We start from the raw sequence: 15,880 nt of genomic DNA, 5'->3' as shown, positions 1-15,880 counted from the left end.
GGCACGGAGAGATTCGATCATGCGTGGAGCCAAGGCAGAGACAGGTGCGTTGTTCAGTTATCTATCCCCGGAGGATCGTGTGCCGGCAGATCATCCCCTACGTGCTATCCGGGTGATCGTGGACCGGTCTTTGGCTGAACTCGACGGACACTTCAACCAGATTTATTCGGACCTTGGCCGGCCCTCGATTCCTCCAGAGCACCTGCTCCGCGCTTTGCTTTTGCAGGTCTTTTACAGCGTCCGCTCGGAACGCCAACTGATGGAGCAGCTCGATTACAATCTCTTGTTCCGCTGGTTCGTGGGCTTGGGAATGGATGCCCCGATTTGGGTGCCGACGGTGTTCACCAAGAACCGAGACCGCTTGCTGGACAACGGAACGGTGCAGCGCTTTTTCCAGACGGTCGTGGAGCAGGCACGCAACCAAGGACTCCTTTCCGAGGAACACTTCTCTGTGGATGGCACCTTGCTGGAAGCCTGGGCATCGCAGAAATCCTTTCAGCCCAAAGACCCCGAGGATCGGCAGGGCGATGGCTCCGATTTCCGTGGGCAGAAGCGAAGTAATGACACCCATGCCTCGGTGACCGACCCCGACTGCCGCCTCTACAAGAAGGCCTCAGGAGAGGCTTCGCGGCTGGCCTATCTGGGGCATGTGCTGATGGACAATCGGCATGGGTTGATTGCTGGAGAGCAGGTCACCAAGGCGGATGGTACGGCAGAGGTGGATGCTGCAGTGCAGCTCCTCGACGAACTGGGCGGTGCTGATCGCATTACTCTGGGAGCCGACAAGGGCTATGACCGGCACGAATTTGTGCGGAATCTACGTGACCGCAACGTCACGCCCCATGTGGCGCGCAAATGCAAAGGTTCGGCGATTGATGGACGCACCACTCGTCACGTCGGGTATACCATCAGCATCCGCGTGCGCAAGCGGATTGAATCGATCTTCGGTTGGATGAAGACCGTGGGCGGGATGCGCAAAACGCGATTCCGTGGTCTGGATCGTGTAGGTCTGCACTTCACCCTGGTTTCCACTGCCTACAATCTGGTGCGCATGGCACGACTGGGGGTGGCATGATGGGAGCGCTGCGCCCAGAATGCGGTAAATCGAGAAAAGTGACTAGGAAAATCGCAGAAAACCCGCCCAGAGGCGCATTCAGGCAGTCATTTTTGATAAAAACCGAAGAATCGTCAGTTTTATCGCTCGGTTTTTCAGCAGTCTGTTAAACCGAATGACATCATTCACTGCAATTTAAATTTTAGACCACTAGTCGCAGGGCAGAACCAAAACAGGTTGCTTATCGCGCCTTCTATATCTGCTTTGGGTTTCTATATAGCACTTACAGATGCCATTCGAAGTTACGACACTCATATAGATGAGAAAGTAGGAACTGCGGCAGAGCAGTTGGTTTCGAATTTATATATACAACATGGGTTGCAACCTGTCGTGGCACCTGGATTCTACGAAGTATCAGGCGAAAGGTACGAGTGCGATATCGTTCTAGAGACCAACGAATATATTTTTTTCCTGGAAGTAAAAAAGAAAATACTAACTCGAGCAAGCTTTTCTGGAGATGTTCTGGAAATACTCACCGATCTTAAGTCAATGTTTGAATCCCAAATACAAAGCGGGCGACACGAGCTATATCTTCGCCAGAACGAGGTACTCTACTTCAGTGACGGTACGAAGCTTGAATTTCATGGTCGGCGCGTGGTTAGAATCTCGGTTTCACTCCTAGATTGGGGAACATTGCAAGATCCGTTGAACACAGGGTCTTTTTTGCAAGCTTTTATGCAAACTAATTTTGGGGTAATGTCTGATCAAGGAACATCTGCCGCCGTTAAAAAAATTAATGCTGTTAATATTGCGCTCAATAAACTGCGCACCCTGGAGTTCCAATTGGCAACGTTTCATCATGCGGGTCGTCCATGGCTATTCGATAGCTTATTTGTCAGTATCCCGTGGCTAATGTTTCTTCTGGATAGGTGTCATGACGCGTCAGCCTTTGAGGCAAAGTGGCGTTCATTCCACGCTATAAGAAAGCCTGCTCGAAATCCCTACTTCCAAATTTTGTAATTACTTGTCCGTCTCTATTGGGTGCGTGAATGACTGCAAACGCTGCCTTGGAGACGTTTATCCAGGCTGATTTACAGAGGTTGGAAGGACTTTCGAAGGATTGATGATGTCGGGAGGAGTCTGATACCTGGTCATTGCTTGACACTGACTGGCACCAGTAATGTTGATAACATCGTACGCTTCTGATAGTTGGGGCTTGATACTGTATTTGTAACTAATCACTGTAACTATCTGGTCAAGGCGGTTGTTCGCAACTCATTGAATAAGTTTTGGATATTTGGTGAAACGGGCGAATTCCACCCTCTCCGCCAAATCCGCATAGTATCTGCCCTGAAAATTCTTTCGACTTCTTGCGAAATGTCCGCATTACTCCTCGTGTTTTAAACGGGGTACTCCGCTACGGATGCGCGACGGGTTTGACAGGGCGATTTCCAAGGCAGTTTCCAGGCGAATGACCCGCTCGGTGAGATTCTCTATTTTTTCCTGCTGCCGTTTTACCGTGCTCGCCAAACCCTCCACCCGATCATTCATCTTGATCACGGTGCTCAGGGCATCCCACATCTTGTCGGTAATCGCCATCAGCGGGTTCGTCCGGATTCCATGGCGGCGATCCGCCGTTCGGAGTCTTCGACGAAGGCCAACGCTTCATCGATGGCGGCATTGGCCTGGGCGCTCGTCTTAAGTATTTGACCAATCATCCCCTCCAGAATCTCTTCCTCCTCATTTGGACGAAAGGACGAGGCGGCCCGGCGGAGGAGCTCTCCCATCGACATATGGGCATCCTGGGCCATCTTGGAAATCAGAGCCTTTTCCTGTGGGGTAACCAGGACCGGGATACGTTCGCTTGCAGTTGCCATGCTCTACTCCTTTCTGTTCATGACCAGCACATGGACATTGTAGAAGGAATGCAAGAACAATCAAGAGGTCTGCTTACTCGTGTATTTACGGCCGGCCAGGTCGAACCCATACCGTTTGCAGCAATGGCCGGCCAGGAGCCGACTTACTGGTAGGCGTGGGCGAAGAGGTCTTCGCGGCGAATCACTTCTAGACAGAGCTTGTCACAGGCGGCGAGGATGACCGGCGGGGCGACGCCCGCCTCGCGCGCCTCTTCCCAACGCGCAGCACAGAGACACCAGCGATCCCCGGGGCGCAGGCCGGGAAAATCCCACTCCGGATGTGGGGTGATGAGGTCGTTGCCGCGTTCCAAAGTATATTGCAGAAAGGCCCCCGTCATGACCGCACAAACGGTATGCGAGCCGAGATCGTTGGGGCCACCGCTGCAAAAGCCATCACGGCGGAAACCGGTACGAGGATTTTCGCTGCAGGACACCAAGTCCTCTCCCAGAACATTGCTGCGCATTTTTTCTCCGAGTCGGCCGACTTTCTTAAGGGTAGCATCATCGGTCCAGAAATGCCCAATGGTGCAGGGCAAAGTTGCCGCTTGTGAGTGATGTCAGGAATTTCTATACTGGAGTCCTAAAATGTCAGAAGGGAGCGTTTTTATGCATACACATCTCATTATCCGGTCTCCGCGGCGGGGCTGGCAGTCGTTACTTTTGGCTTGTGCCGGTCTCTTGGCTGCGCCGCTGGCGGTTGCTGACGGGGAGTTTCCCGCCAAGGTACCCGTCCCTGCCGACAACCCCATGACTCCCGCCAAGATTGAGCTGGGCAAGCAGCTGTATTTTGATCCCAGAATTTCTCTTTCTGGAACCGTGTCCTGTAACAGCTGCCATATGGTGCAAAGTAATGGTAGCGATAATCTTCCTCTGTCTTTCGGCGTTTTCGGTCGAGTCGATGTCCCGCGTAACACGCCTACGGTCTACAACGCCGCCTTCAATACGGTCCAGTTTTGGGACGGGCGGGCCAGTAGTCTGGAGGAGCAGGCGAAAGGACCCATCCTCAATCCGGTGGAGATGGGTATGCCCAACGCAGAGGCGGTAGTCGACGTCTTGCGCAAGATTCCGGGGTATCATGCGCAATTCGCGCAGGTTTTTGGTGGCAAGGAACCGATCACTTTTGACCATGCGGCGGAAGCGATCGCCAGCTTTGAGCGTACCCTGGTGACACCGGATAGTCCCTATGATCGCTTTGTAAAAGGCGATAAAAAGGCCTTGGACGTGACGGCGCAAGAGGGACTGAAGTTGTTCAACTCGGTGGGCTGCGGTACCTGCCACGCCGGACCTATGTTCGATAACCCCGGGCTGCCGATGGGTGAGGGCTTTTATCAAAAATTTCCGGCCCAACCGCAGAATGCGGCCTGCGCAAAATACGTGCAGAAATATCATCTGCATGGTGATTTGGGGCGCTACGACGTGACGCACAAAGACGCCGACAAGGAACGATTCCGAGTACCGGGTCTGCGTAATGTTGCCCTTACTGCACCCTATTTCAACTACGGCACGGTTCCCAATCTGCAAGAAGCTGTCCGAGTCATGGCCGCCTGTGAGTTGGGCAAAAACCTGACGGAAACCCAGACCAAGCAGATCGAGGCATTCCTGAACAGTCTGACCGGCAAGTTTCCACAGGTGACACTCCCGCATTTGCCCCAGACCCCCGATTCCACCTTGCTCATGAAGGTGGCGGATATGGCGAAGGAAATGCAGAAAAAATAGCGTACATGCCCGGGCGGCGTGTCGGTCCCGTTCCGCGCGAACGCCGACTTACGCCGCGCCGAGGGTGCTAGACGGGATGCTTCGATGCTGACGATTGCTCTGAGAATGGCAATGTAGGATTATGGCCGGCTGATCAGCAAAGGCGTGTTCCCGATGCAGAACCCTCTTTTTTTCGCCCAAGACCAATATTTGCAGGATGAGGCATTCACCGGCCTGTTGCAGGAGCATGGCATAACGATTCTCCAGGATTTTTTGGAGTATCGACCCTATGCCGAGCAGTTTATCCAACAGTACCTTCCCGAGCCTTTGCCCCGGACGGTGATCCTGGGCCTCAATCCCGGGCGTTCGGGGGCGGGACTGACGGGCATCCCCTTTTTGGACTTCCGGAGTCTGGCAAATTTGCTGCCGGATACGCCTTTGCCGCGCAACGACACTGAGCCCTCGGCCAACTTCTTTCATCGGGTGGTGCAGAACGTGGGCGTTGAGAAGTTCTACCGCGCGTTCTATGTGAGCAATGTTGCAGCGGTGGGCTTCCTGCGCGATGGCAAAAACTGCAATTATCCAGAGCTTCCCATGGCCGCGCAGCGAGTGGTCGAGGAACGTTTTCTGGCCGAGATGGCGCAGATTCAGCCAAAGCGCATCATTGCCCTGGGGCGAGAGGTGGAGGCGACGGTGCAGCGGCTCTTTCCTGATGGCAGCGTGCGTATTTCCCACCTGCCGCATCCTTCCTGGATCATGACCTATCGCTTGCGGGAGGCGCAATCGTGGGTGCGGCGCTACACCCAGATGCTGCTGCAGGGCTAGCGATTGGTCGCCGCGGGCTGGCGGCGTATGATGGCACTTTGCTGATACAGAGAGGAGGCCGTCATGGCTGATGAGTTGCCGGTTCTGCCTGCCAAACGCAAGCTTGAACCGCTCTGCCAAAAAATCGGTCTGCCGACCATTCGTGCCGTGGTGGACGATTTTTACGATCGCATTCAACATCATCCCACTCTGGCAGAGCCCTTCGCCATTGTTGGCGACTGGACCTTGCACAAGGAACGTCTCACCCATTATTGGTGGACGGTGATGGGCGGCTTACCCTATCAGGATTTTCGCTATGCCCTGGGCGACAAGCACGCTCCTGTCGGGGTGAGCAATGCCTTGGTGGACGACTGGCTACAGCTCTTTCACGAGACGATGCTCGACCATCTCGATGCGGACCTCGCCAAGCGTTGGTTGGGTCTGGCGAGTGGAATTGGCGAGTCGCTACGACTGATGTTCGCCCGCGACGCGTAGACGCGGGGTCTGTTCCTCGCCCTGGCCAAGAAAGAAGCGATAGGCGGGATTGTCAGTCTCTTCGGCGTAGGGTAGGCCGAGGCGATCGAGCATATCCCGGAAGGCCGCGGAATCTTCGGGCGGCACTTCAAATCCGGCCAGTACGCGATCGAAATCGACACCATTGTTGCGATAATGGAAGAGGCTGATGTTCCAGCGCCCGCCGACCTTATCGAGAAACTCCATGAGGGCGCCGGGGCGCTCGGGAAATTCAAAGCGAAAGATACGCTCGTTACGGGCTTGCACCGCATGGCCGCCGACCATGTGACGGATATGCAACTTGGCCATCTCGTCATTGCTGAGGTCCAGCGCGATATGTCCCGTATCGCGAAGCGCCTGCAGTAGCCCCTCGGCGTCGGCCCGATCCTGCACGGCAACGCCGACAAAAATCTGCGCCTCGTCACGACGATGCAGGCGGTAATTGAATTCGGTGATGACGCGCTGCCCGCCAATGGCGGCACAGAAGGCCTGGAAGGCCCCGGGACGTTCGGGGATGGTAACAGCAAACAGGGCCTCGCGCGCTTCCCCAATTTCGGCGCGCTCGGCAATAAAACGCAGGCGGTCGAAGTTCATGTTGGCGCCGGAGAGGATGGTTACCCACGCTCCCTGGCCGGCCTGTGCGGGCTCTTCCAGCGCCAGACGCTTCAGCCCGGCAAGCGCCAAGGCCCCGGCCGGCTCCATCACCGTGCGGGTCTCGTCGAAGACATCTTTGATGGCGGCGCAGATTTCGTCATTGCTGACGCGCACGATCTGATCGACGTACTGGCGGCAGAGGGCGAAGGTGTGCTCGCCTACCTTGCGCACGGCGACACCGTCGGCAAAGATGCCGACCTGATCCAATTCGATCCGCTCCCCAGCCTGCAGGGATTGATACATCGCATCGGCCTCGAAGGGTTCGACGCCAATGATGCGGATCTCCGGCACGATACTTTTCAGGTAAGCGGCCACGCCAGCGATCAGACCGCCACCCCCCACGGGCACAAATACCGCATCGAGGGCACTCCCGCGCTGGCGCAGCAGTTCCGCCCCCACGGTACCCTGACCGGCAATCACCAAGGGGTCGTCGAAGGGATGGACAAAGACCATGCCGGTTTCGGCGATGATCTGCTGACAATAGGCCTGCGCGTCGGAATAGCTGTCACCGTGCAGAATGACCTCGGCACCCAGGGTCTGCACGGCGCGGACCTTGATTTCCGGGGTGGTGCGCGGCATGACGATGCTGGCGCGGATGCCCAGAAACTGGGCGCTACGGGCAACTCCTTGGGCATGATTGCCGGCACTCGCGGCGATGACCCCTCGGCGCCGCTCCTCATCGCTCAGTTGGGCGATGCGGTTGTAGGCGCCGCGCAGCTTGAAGCTGAATACCGGCTGCAGATCTTCGCGTTTGAAGAGGACCTCTCGCCCCAGGCGGGCGCTCATTTTGGGCGCGGCTTCGAGCGGTGTCTCGCGGGCAACGTCATAGACCCGGCTGCAGAGGATTTCGCGGAGCAGATCTTTCACTCGGAGTTTCCGTGGCTTGGGGGAAGAGGGCCGTCGGGGCGCAACCACTGGCGAAACTGGTCGATGTCTTCTTGCAGGGCAGTATTGGCCTTTTCCTCCATCGCCTCATAGTGGGCCAGGACTTCTTTGCCCAGATCGGTGAGAAAGGCGCCACCACCGCGCGTACCGCCCGTCGCTGTGCCCACCAATGGGCCAACGAAAGAGCGATTCATGGTGTCGACCAGCAGCCAGGCGCGCCGGTAGCTCATGTTCATGGCCCGTGCTGCAGCCGAGATCGAGCCCTTTTCCTCGATGCGATGCAATAGTTCCGCTTTGCCAGGGCCAATGGCGATGGCCTCGGCCAGCAGTATGCGCAGCCTCGGCGCGATGACATGACTATGCTTCTGCATCTGGGTCCTCTCCCTGAAAAAAGCGCAGGATTCGCTCCGGAAGCCAGTCGGTATCTCCGGGGAATCTACCTTGCACGTAGGCAACATGGCCGCCGCGCTGGGTGAAACAGCGATGCACGGCGCGACCGCGGGGCCATTTCGCAACGGCATCCAAGGGTACGATAGGATCATTGCGACTATTGATCAACAGCGTGCGCGTGCGCACCTGCGCGAGGCCGGGCCCGGAAGAGCTCTGCTGCCAGTAGCTCAGGGCATCGGGAAAGCCATGGACCGGAGCGGTGAAGGTATCGTCAAAGGCACGCAGACTCTTGCTACGGCGCACCGCCTGCCAATCCACCAGGTCGGGAAATCGTTGGGCATAGCGCCCCATCTGTCGTTTCAGGGTGCGGACAAAATACTGTTCATAGAGGGGGCGAGCGGCGATATATGCGGCCGTGGCCACCAGATCGACCGGCGCGCAGACCGCAGCAGCTGCCGTCAAATAGTTTGGGTGATCCTCACCGAGATATTTCAGTAGGGCATTGCCGCCGAGAGACACACCGACGGCGTATAGCGGTCGCTGCAACGCATGCAAGCGCTCGATGATCCAGGCAATTTCCGCGCTGTCACCGGCGTGGTAGGCGCGCGGTAGAAGATTGTCGATGCCGCCGCAGCCGCGAAAATTGATGAAACAGCCTGTCCAGCCCACTCGCTGCAGGGCTGCGCCGAGGGATAGGGCATAGTGTCCGCTACTGCTACTGCCCAGCCCGTGAAAAAGAACCAGCACCGGGCTATCGCCCTGGCCATCTACCCAGTCGACGGCAATGCGATCCTGGTCTGGTGTCGTCCAGATTTCGCGACGCAGAGAGACCTGCCGTCGGCGGGAAAAAAACGGCGCCCAAATGGTTTCGAAATCGCCGTTGGGGAGCCAGAATGGGGGGCGAAAGTGGCAGGAGAGCGTCAATCTTCGATGTAGGCGTCGTGCGCTCGGAGGTATTGCTCCAGCTCGTCGATGCAGCTGCCGCAACCGGAACCACAGCCCGCATGCACCATCAGTAGCTCCATGAAGGGTAGGGGCTGGGCGCGTTGACGCTCCAGGATTTCTCGGAAAGTGGCTGCCGAGCAACAGCAATAGGGACTGTCGTCGATTTCCTGCGCTTCTGCTGACATTCTTGCTGCGTTCCTCGATCATCCATATGGTGCGAAGAGGGAGACTCGAACTCCCACGCCTTGCGGCGCTGGAACCTAAATCCAGTGCGTCTACCAATTCCGCCATCCTCGCGTCTGCGCTATCTTATCCTTTGGGGCCTTTCTGGACAACGACGGAATCAAATCATGGCCAAGTCTCCGCAACGCCTACGTCAGCTTTTAGCGGTGGAAGCCGCGCGCATCATGGTCGATGAAGCCGTGGGCGATTTTCGCAGTGCCAAGGAGAAGGCTGCACGCCGGCTGGGCGTCCATGCCCAGCAGCACTGGCCTAGCAACACGGAAATTCACAGCGAGATGCAGGCGCGCCTGCAGCTTTTCCATGCGGATACCCAACCCCAGGCCTTGCGCCACTTGCGGGAAATTGCCCTGCACGCCATGGAGTGGCTGCAAGAGTTTCAGCCACGTCTGGTTGGCCCAGTGTGGGAGGGTGATGCAACGGAGCACAGCAAGATCACCTTGCATCTCTTTGCCGATGCCCCGGAAAGCGTGCTGTTTTTCCTGCTTGATGCCCAGGTCGAATATGAGGAAGGCTGGCAGCGCCTGCGCTTTGGCGACGCCAATGCTGTGGATTACCCCACCTTTTTACTGGAGTTTGAGGGGGCACCCCTGCGCCTGGTGATCTTTGCCCTGGACGAAGACCGCCGCAGCCCCGCCTCGGCGCGCGATGGCAAGCCCCTGCCGCGGGGCAGCATCGCGCAGTTACAGCGGCTCTTGGCCGCGGAAAATCCCTGCTGATTTAACCGGGGAGGGTGGGATAATCGGTATAGCCCTCTGGTCCTGAGGTATAAAAGGTGTCAGGGTTGGGCTCATTGAGCGTGGCACCGCTGCGAACGCGCGTGGGTAAATCGGGATTGGCGAGAAAGGCGGTGCCAAAAGCCACGGCGTCCGCTTTGCCCTCGGCTATCGTATTCTTTGCCTCTTCTGGGCTATATCCCATGTTGACCACGAGCTTGCCGCGATAGTTTTTACGCATGGGAGTCAAGACATCTGCCGTCTGCTTCTCATAAAAATCGCCGCGCATGAGGTGGAGGTAGGCGAGGTTCTTGTCATTGAAGGAATTCGCTAGCCAGGTATAGAGCCCTACAGGATCGCTGTCTTTCATGTCATTGAAACTGTTGAGTGGCGAGAAACGCACGCCAACACGATCCGCCCCGATGGCTGCGCATACAGCATCCAGGACTTCGAAAAGGAAGCGGGAGCGGTTTTCCCGACTCCCTCCGTAGGGTCCCTCACGATGGTTGCTCCCGTCGCGCAGGAATTCATCGATCAGGTAGCCGTTGGCCGCATGGACTTCCACCATGTCGAATCCCGCTGCGCGAGCGTTGCGGGCCGCCTGCGCAAAGCCTTCAACGATGGCAGGGATTTCGTCGTCAGTCAGCGCGCGTGGCATGGTGTAGGCCTGTTTTCCCTTGGGCGTGTGGACTTCTTCATTGGCAATGGCGATGGCACTCGGTGCCACCGGGATCACGCCATTGTTGAGATCGGGATGGCAGGCACGCCCACCATGCCAGATCTGCAAGGCAATTTTTCCGCCGGCCTGATGTACGGCATCGGTTACCTTACGCCAGCCGGCGATCTGCTCCGCGGAATAGATGCCGGGTTCATGCCAGAACGCTGAATTGCCCGGCAAAACCATGGTCGCTTCGGCGATGATCAGGCCGGCGCTTGCGCGTTGGGCATAGTATTCGGCCATGAGCGGCGTAGGCACGTGTTCGCCTTCGGCGCGGCAGCGAGTGAGAGGGGCCATCAATATTCGATTGCCGAGTTCAATGGCGCCCAAGGTCAGGGGAGAGAATAGGTCCGTCATACTGGCTCCTCAGCTGGATCGACTGCTGAGAATGGTACCGACCGGTCAGTCGGTGTGCAACTCTGCCTGCGTTATCAACCCCCGTCGTTGCTGTCTTTCAACCGTTTTGTGGCTTGTGTGGCCGGAAATAGACCCACGCCGCCAGGAACAGGAAGGCAAAGATGTAGATATTGGTAGTGCCGAGGACGTCGCCCTTGTTGGCAGTGCTGCCCGGCAGATAGGGCGCACCCCAACCCTCGGCGGTGGTCCAGACACCAAAGCTATAGGCGATGCCGACGGGAATGATCCAGCGGAGCTGCTTGCCGCCGATCAGCAGAAAAAGGGCGATCACGCTCTCTGCCAGCGCCGCGAAAACCCCGAAGAGAAAAGGTCCCACGGCGTTGATGATGGTGATGAAGAAGGTGATGTAGGCGGCAATCCATGCCGGCTCCCCGGGCAAGGCTTGCTGCAGATACGTGACGGCGTTGTGCAGGAAAAAGGGCTGCCACTTCCAGAAGGCATCGAAGGCCCAGAGCAGGCCGAAGAGGATGCGTGCGGTGTGCATGGCCGCAGGGGAAAGACGCCCGTGGCGCGTGCCAGCCAGACTCCAGCAGTCCCAAGAGCGACTGGAAATGACAAAAACAAAGACCAGCGCGTAGATGATGGCGGTTCCCGGATCCGTGGCGCCTTGGGTGTAGGGCCCGCCGAAGCCGCCAACGGTGCTCCATAGCCAAAGGTTGTAAAACACCCCGACGTAGGCAAAGAAGGGCAAAAAGAGTCCGCTGATCAGGCTGACAGCGAGAAGCACATCCAGCACAATGGTGATCCAGGCGACCAAGTTCGGGCCAATACCGGTGACCACTGATGCCATCCAGTGTCCATAGGTCATTACCCATGCGGGTTGCCCACTGACCCAGTCCGCACTGAAGGTACCCAGAAAATGCGCGCGGTAGGCTGGACTCAACTGCAGAGCGGTGTTGATCAGCCAGGCGAACCCAAAAAGGATGCGCACCGCAGCAAAGGCGCGTTGTTGTGGGGAATACTCGGCAATCGTGGGTTCTGCGGTAGTGGCGGTAGTCATTCATGAACTCCTTGTTTTGCTGGAGATAAAAACTCTATCATCAGGTCGGTGCGTGGCACGTTGTGAAATTGTACCTCTTTCATTCGGGAAAACCAGTTATTACAGAATCTTCTTTTGATCATGGTTTAGCGACTCGGAGTAGTGCGATTTTTTCCCGATTATAAATTTCATAGCGTATCAGTATCACCTTTGCCTGGTAGGGAGATTCTACCTGAGAAATAAGTTTACTTAGGTCAGTTGCCGGACAGACGACATAGAGCGGCCTATTTCCCATGTAGTTCCTGATATTTGCTGTATCTTGTAGATGGTGGATAGTCATGGCGCCACGCGCCGCATAAAACAGAAAGTCGGGCTGAAACCACTGCCATGACGCCAGGCGATAAGGTGCTCCCGCCTGAATATGGACAATTTGTTCCGCCATCTCCCGAGAGGGTTTCAGCCGGTTGAACTCCGGCGTATATAGAAACACCAAAAGTATGCTGAGTGCCACCGCGCCACCAGCCAAACTCAGCAGGGCCCAGAGGACACGCTGTCGCCAGATCCAGACCCCGGCTACGAGTGCGGCGACGATGTAGGGCGTACCAAGCCATAGCATGCGTGGAATTTCCGGCTGCCGCATGGGTACGATCCAGCCACCAAACGTCGTCAAGATGACACCGATGGCAAACAGAACGCCCAGTGACAGAACGTCGGACTTGGTAAGGCTCTTCTGCGTAGCTTGCAGTCGCGAGTCGAGATACGTGGCCAAGAGAATCGCCAGTGGTGGATAAGACTCCCAGACATAGCTCGGCAGTTTGGTCGCGGAGAGGCTGAAGAAGACGATCCAGATTACCGCCCAGAGCAGCATAAACTGGTTTTTGACCTGTTGCTTGTCCGGAGTCAGTGCCCTTGTCCTTTTTAACCAAAGCAGCGCCTGTGGTAGGAACACCGACCAGGGTAACATACCGAGGAAGACGCTAAGCAAATAATAAAACCACGGGCCCCGATGGCCTTGCATGCTTGCATCAAAGCGGCCAATATTCTGCTGCAATAGAAAGAGCTTGTCCCACCCCCAGTGCGTTTCCAGGCCGACCGCGACGTACCAAGGCATGACCAATATCAGGAATAGCGGTAGCCCCAGTTCGAGCCTTCCCTGCTGCCATAGAAAGTGGAGATTTTTCTGTACGATGAGAAAAATAACGATGATCAGCCCTGGTAACAAGAACGCGATTGGACCTTTATCCAGCGTTCCCAAAGCAAGCGCTATATAGCATAAGAATAAAGCGTTGCGCCTGACCTGGGGATCCAGATAGGCCAGCAAGAAAGATAGCAGCGCAGCAGTTGTGGCAAGGATCAGCAGAGGATCGGGCGTAGCGCTCCGAAAAATCACGGTACTATGGAGGATGGTAGCGATTATCAGAGCAGACAGAAAGGCGATTTTCTCGCTGTACATTCGGCGAACGACGCTGACGATCAGCAATACTAGCAGCGCTCCCACGATCGCCGATCCGATGCGTAGGCCAAAAGAATCGAGGCCGAACAGCCTTACCCCTACCCACATCATCCAGTAATTCAGAATCGGCTTGTCAGGAAGAATCTGGCCGTTGAAGGTAGGCAGAATCAGATTGTGATTTGCCATCATTTCCTTCAAGGATTGCGCGTAGATAGGCTCATCGATATTCCATAGGCTGGTGTTTCCTATTCCCCAAGAGAAATACAGTGTAGAAGCCGCAAAAATAAGCAGAGACTGCACTAGATATTTATAACTTGTCTTTGTTTTTTGCATGCGCTATTGATTCTTTCTTTCGTTATCTGTGTCATTGATCCAGGAATCCTGAATCAAATATAGTGGTCGCTGCTTGCTTTCTTCGTAGATTCTGGAAATGTACTCGCCAAGCATCCCCAGTGCGATGAGCTGAACCCCACCCAAGAACAATATGGTCACCATGAGTGAGGGGTATCCCTTTACCGAGTTTCCACAACATATGGTTTCGATAATCAGGTAGATGGCATACAGAAAAGATGTAAATGCAATCATTATGCCCATGTAGGAAGCGAGTTGCAGCGGTACATGGCTGAACGATGTGATCCCCTCCAGCGCCAGCTGCCATAATCGCCAATAATTCCAGCTGCTTCGCCCATTTTGACGTGCGTCTCTTTGATAATATATTGATGTTGTCTTAAAGCCAGTCCACGCAAACAGACCCTTCATGTAACGGCGGCGTTCGGGTAGGCATTTCAGGGCCTCCAGCACCTTCCGCGACAGCAAACGGCAGTCCCCAGCGTCATGGGGAATCTCAATGGTACTCATCCGGTTCAGAACACGATAGAACAGGAAAGAACTCATTCGTTTTGCATAGGATTCTCCCAAGCGTCGCTGGCGCACCGCATTTACCACGTCGTAGCCCTCCAAGAATTTTGCAAAGAGGGGTTGGATCAACTCGGGGGGGTCCTGTAGATCGGCGTCCAGAGGAATGGCTACATCGCCGGTAGCATGGTCCAGTCCTGCGGACAATGCCGCTTCTTTACCAAAATTGCGGGAGAGATTGATGATCGTTACCCGATCATCCCGATCTCGGAGCGCGAGCAATTGCAATAGGGTGTCGTCGCTACTGCCGTCGTTGACGAAGACGATCTCCCACCTTTGCGCTAATTTTTGCAGCACCGCCTGGGTACGGTCAAAGAGGGAACTGATATTGGCGGATTCGTTGTAGCAGGGAATCACCACCGATATTCTATAAAGCTCATTCTCTTGCTTTTTTTCATTTTTCAATGGGATGTTCTCTGATTCCATGTGGGCCAGCGGAAGACGCCAACGCTTACTGATCAGTAGAAGAGCGGCAGCAGAGCCTGTTCGACCACTTGAAAGAATAACGCGGCAAGCTTAGGCGAAAATTAGGGAGTCTCCGATCGTGGTGGGAGAAGTGTCGAAAAACGGTCCGTTTGACCTGGCTAGGCGCCCCCTCGACTTGCCGAGGGTGGCGCACCTTTTTGGCTTCAGCGATGCAACTTACAAGTCTTGATTCCAAACAGGGAATAGGCTGGGCACCAGCCAATCAGCCCGGTGACCAATGGGATCACTCCCAACCAACCCCAGGGACTTTGCGGCCCCCAAAATACGAGGCTGATGACTACCGCCCCGATAATGATGCGCATGCCGCGATCCACTCCGCCCTCATTGAGCAATGTTTGCATGTTCATGACCTTACCCTCATTGTCCTTGGAAAGGAGTTCCATGATGGCAGGCCAGGGAGCAATGCGTCGGTGACAATATCACAGAATTAGGAGCCGTTTGCCAGCTCTTTCAGTGCCTCACGGTTCAGTAAATGAATTTCTCGATGTTGCCGAAGAATCCAGCCGCGGGCCTCGAAATCCCGCAAGCTGCGGCTGATTACCTCACGGGCAGAACCCAGCTCGGCGGCAATGGCCTGGTGCGTAATGGATAGCGTATCCCCCTCTGCGCCCTGATGCAGTAGCAGGCGGGCCAGACGGATATCCAGGCGGGTAAAAAGCACTTCTTCGACCAGGGCAAATAGTTGTGTCAGGCGGTCGCCGTAGGCGCGAAACACGAAACTACGAAAATCCGGGTTGTCTGCGATTGCGGCCTGGAAGTGTTGGCGTGAAAACGCCACGGCGCGGCCCGCGCGCTCGCTGATCCCGGTTGCGGGATAGGCGTGCCCATTGAACAGGCAGGCGGTAGTCAGTATGCAGGACTCCCCTGGCCCAATTCGATACAGCACGATCTCCCGGCCACTGACAGAGACCTGCTGCACACGAATCTGACCCTCCTGCACCAGAAGATATTGCTCGCAAAGACTCCCGTTCTGAAAGATAAGGCTACCGGCGGTAAATCGCAGCTGTCTGGCTGCAGCCAACAGCACCGCACCACTTTTCGTCTGCTGCAAAGCACGAAGGTCTGGAAACTGCTCCAGCCAATCGGTGTTCATCTATCGA

The 15,880-nt window shown here is 56.0% G+C and carries 19 protein-coding genes and 1 tRNA gene; 6 read left to right on the top strand and 14 right to left on the bottom strand.

Annotation, left to right across the window (positions count from 1 at the left end; genetic code table 11):
* Positions 1-19 precede the first annotated feature (19 nt).
* Both MQE22_RS09285 and MQE22_RS09280 read left to right on the top strand, forming a co-directional pair.
* The gene (locus MQE22_RS09285; RefSeq protein WP_255789558.1) at positions 20-1,075 is read left to right on the top strand and encodes an IS5 family transposase; all 1,056 of its coding nucleotides are present in this window, start codon (positions 20-22) and stop codon (positions 1,073-1,075) included.
* 216 nt (positions 1,076-1,291) lie between these two features.
* Positions 1,292-2,074, top strand: a complete 783-nt coding sequence (locus MQE22_RS09280) for a hypothetical protein (RefSeq protein WP_255789675.1) — start codon at positions 1,292-1,294, stop codon at positions 2,072-2,074.
* A gap of 366 nt (positions 2,075-2,440) precedes the next feature.
* Here the strand turns inward: MQE22_RS09280 and MQE22_RS09275 are convergent, their stop codons facing one another.
* The 3 genes from MQE22_RS09275 to MQE22_RS09265 all read right to left on the bottom strand — a co-directional run bounded on the left by MQE22_RS09275 (position 2,441) and on the right by MQE22_RS09265 (position 3,434).
* A complete protein-coding gene (locus MQE22_RS09275; protein ID WP_215872387.1) occupies positions 2,441-2,653 on the bottom strand; it encodes a hypothetical protein in 213 nt (70 codons plus the stop codon).
* Positions 2,653-2,931: a plasmid mobilization protein gene (locus MQE22_RS09270; protein WP_215872388.1), complete on the bottom strand. Its 279-nt coding sequence runs from the start codon at positions 2,929-2,931 to the stop codon at positions 2,653-2,655. The genes MQE22_RS09275 and MQE22_RS09270 overlap by 1 nt, the downstream gene beginning before the upstream one ends.
* A 143-nt stretch (positions 2,932-3,074) precedes the next feature.
* Positions 3,075-3,434, bottom strand: a complete 360-nt coding sequence (locus MQE22_RS09265) for a DUF2237 family protein (protein WP_215872389.1) — start codon at positions 3,432-3,434, stop codon at positions 3,075-3,077.
* 142 nt (positions 3,435-3,576) lie between these two features.
* Between MQE22_RS09265 and MQE22_RS09260 the strand changes: the two genes are divergently transcribed.
* From MQE22_RS09260 to MQE22_RS09250, 3 genes are all read left to right on the top strand, one after another.
* Entirely contained in the window at positions 3,577-4,686 is a 1,110-nt protein-coding gene (locus MQE22_RS09260; RefSeq protein WP_215872390.1) for a cytochrome-c peroxidase, read from the top strand.
* 153 nt (positions 4,687-4,839) lie between these two features.
* Entirely contained in the window at positions 4,840-5,490 is a 651-nt protein-coding gene (locus MQE22_RS09255) for a uracil-DNA glycosylase family protein (protein ID WP_215872391.1), read from the top strand.
* Between the two features lie 63 nt (positions 5,491-5,553).
* Positions 5,554-5,964, top strand: a complete 411-nt coding sequence (locus MQE22_RS09250) for a truncated hemoglobin (protein ID WP_215872392.1) — start codon at positions 5,554-5,556, stop codon at positions 5,962-5,964.
* Here MQE22_RS09250 and ilvA read toward each other — a convergent pair.
* From ilvA to MQE22_RS09225, 5 genes are all read right to left on the bottom strand, one after another.
* Entirely contained in the window at positions 5,935-7,503 is a 1,569-nt protein-coding gene (ilvA, locus tag MQE22_RS09245) for a threonine ammonia-lyase, biosynthetic (RefSeq protein ID WP_255789674.1), read from the bottom strand. The genes MQE22_RS09250 and ilvA overlap by 30 nt on opposite strands.
* Entirely contained in the window at positions 7,500-7,892 is a 393-nt protein-coding gene (locus MQE22_RS09240; RefSeq protein WP_215872394.1) for a winged helix-turn-helix domain-containing protein, read from the bottom strand. Before MQE22_RS09240 ends, ilvA begins: the two co-directional genes overlap by 4 nt.
* A complete protein-coding gene (locus tag MQE22_RS09235) occupies positions 7,879-8,835 on the bottom strand; it encodes a YheT family hydrolase (RefSeq protein WP_215872395.1) in 957 nt (318 codons plus the stop codon). The genes MQE22_RS09240 and MQE22_RS09235 overlap by 14 nt, the downstream gene beginning before the upstream one ends.
* Positions 8,832-9,041, bottom strand: coding sequence for a (2Fe-2S)-binding protein (locus MQE22_RS09230; RefSeq protein ID WP_215872396.1), 210 nt, complete (start codon positions 9,039-9,041; stop codon positions 8,832-8,834). The genes MQE22_RS09235 and MQE22_RS09230 overlap by 4 nt, the downstream gene beginning before the upstream one ends.
* A 27-nt stretch (positions 9,042-9,068) precedes the next feature.
* Positions 9,069-9,153, bottom strand: a tRNA-Leu gene (locus tag MQE22_RS09225).
* Between the two features lie 53 nt (positions 9,154-9,206).
* Here MQE22_RS09225 and MQE22_RS09220 point away from each other — a divergent pair.
* On the top strand, positions 9,207-9,815 hold the full coding sequence (locus MQE22_RS09220) for a nucleotidyltransferase (RefSeq protein WP_215872397.1): 609 nt from the start codon (positions 9,207-9,209) through the stop codon (positions 9,813-9,815).
* 1 nt (position 9,816) lies between these two features.
* Here the strand turns inward: MQE22_RS09220 and MQE22_RS09215 are convergent, their stop codons facing one another.
* The 6 genes from MQE22_RS09215 to MQE22_RS09190 form a co-directional block, all read right to left on the bottom strand.
* Complete coding sequence (locus MQE22_RS09215; protein WP_215872398.1) at positions 9,817-10,887, bottom strand: alkene reductase; 1,071 nt, start codon at positions 10,885-10,887, stop codon at positions 9,817-9,819.
* 97 nt (positions 10,888-10,984) lie between these two features.
* Positions 10,985-11,947 (bottom strand): hypothetical protein, encoded by a 963-nt coding sequence (locus MQE22_RS09210; RefSeq protein WP_255789673.1) that lies wholly within the window; start codon positions 11,945-11,947, stop codon positions 10,985-10,987.
* 118 nt (positions 11,948-12,065) lie between these two features.
* Positions 12,066-13,712, bottom strand: coding sequence for an ArnT family glycosyltransferase (locus MQE22_RS09205; RefSeq protein WP_215870783.1), 1,647 nt, complete (start codon positions 13,710-13,712; stop codon positions 12,066-12,068).
* A gap of 3 nt (positions 13,713-13,715) precedes the next feature.
* The gene (locus tag MQE22_RS09200; RefSeq protein WP_215870782.1) at positions 13,716-14,720 is read right to left on the bottom strand and encodes a glycosyltransferase family 2 protein; all 1,005 of its coding nucleotides are present in this window, start codon (positions 14,718-14,720) and stop codon (positions 13,716-13,718) included.
* Between the two features lie 203 nt (positions 14,721-14,923).
* Complete coding sequence (locus MQE22_RS09195; RefSeq protein ID WP_438266988.1) at positions 14,924-15,127, bottom strand: YgaP family membrane protein; 204 nt, start codon at positions 15,125-15,127, stop codon at positions 14,924-14,926.
* Between the two features lie 80 nt (positions 15,128-15,207).
* Positions 15,208-15,873, bottom strand: coding sequence for a Crp/Fnr family transcriptional regulator (locus MQE22_RS09190; RefSeq protein ID WP_215870781.1), 666 nt, complete (start codon positions 15,871-15,873; stop codon positions 15,208-15,210).
* Positions 15,874-15,880 lie beyond the last annotated feature (7 nt).

Source organism: Acidithiobacillus sp. YTS05 (genome assembly GCF_024396695.1).
Lineage (GTDB): Bacteria > Pseudomonadota > Gammaproteobacteria > Acidithiobacillales > Acidithiobacillaceae > Igneacidithiobacillus > Igneacidithiobacillus copahuensis.
This window is presented reverse-complemented; position numbering and strand designations above follow the sequence as displayed.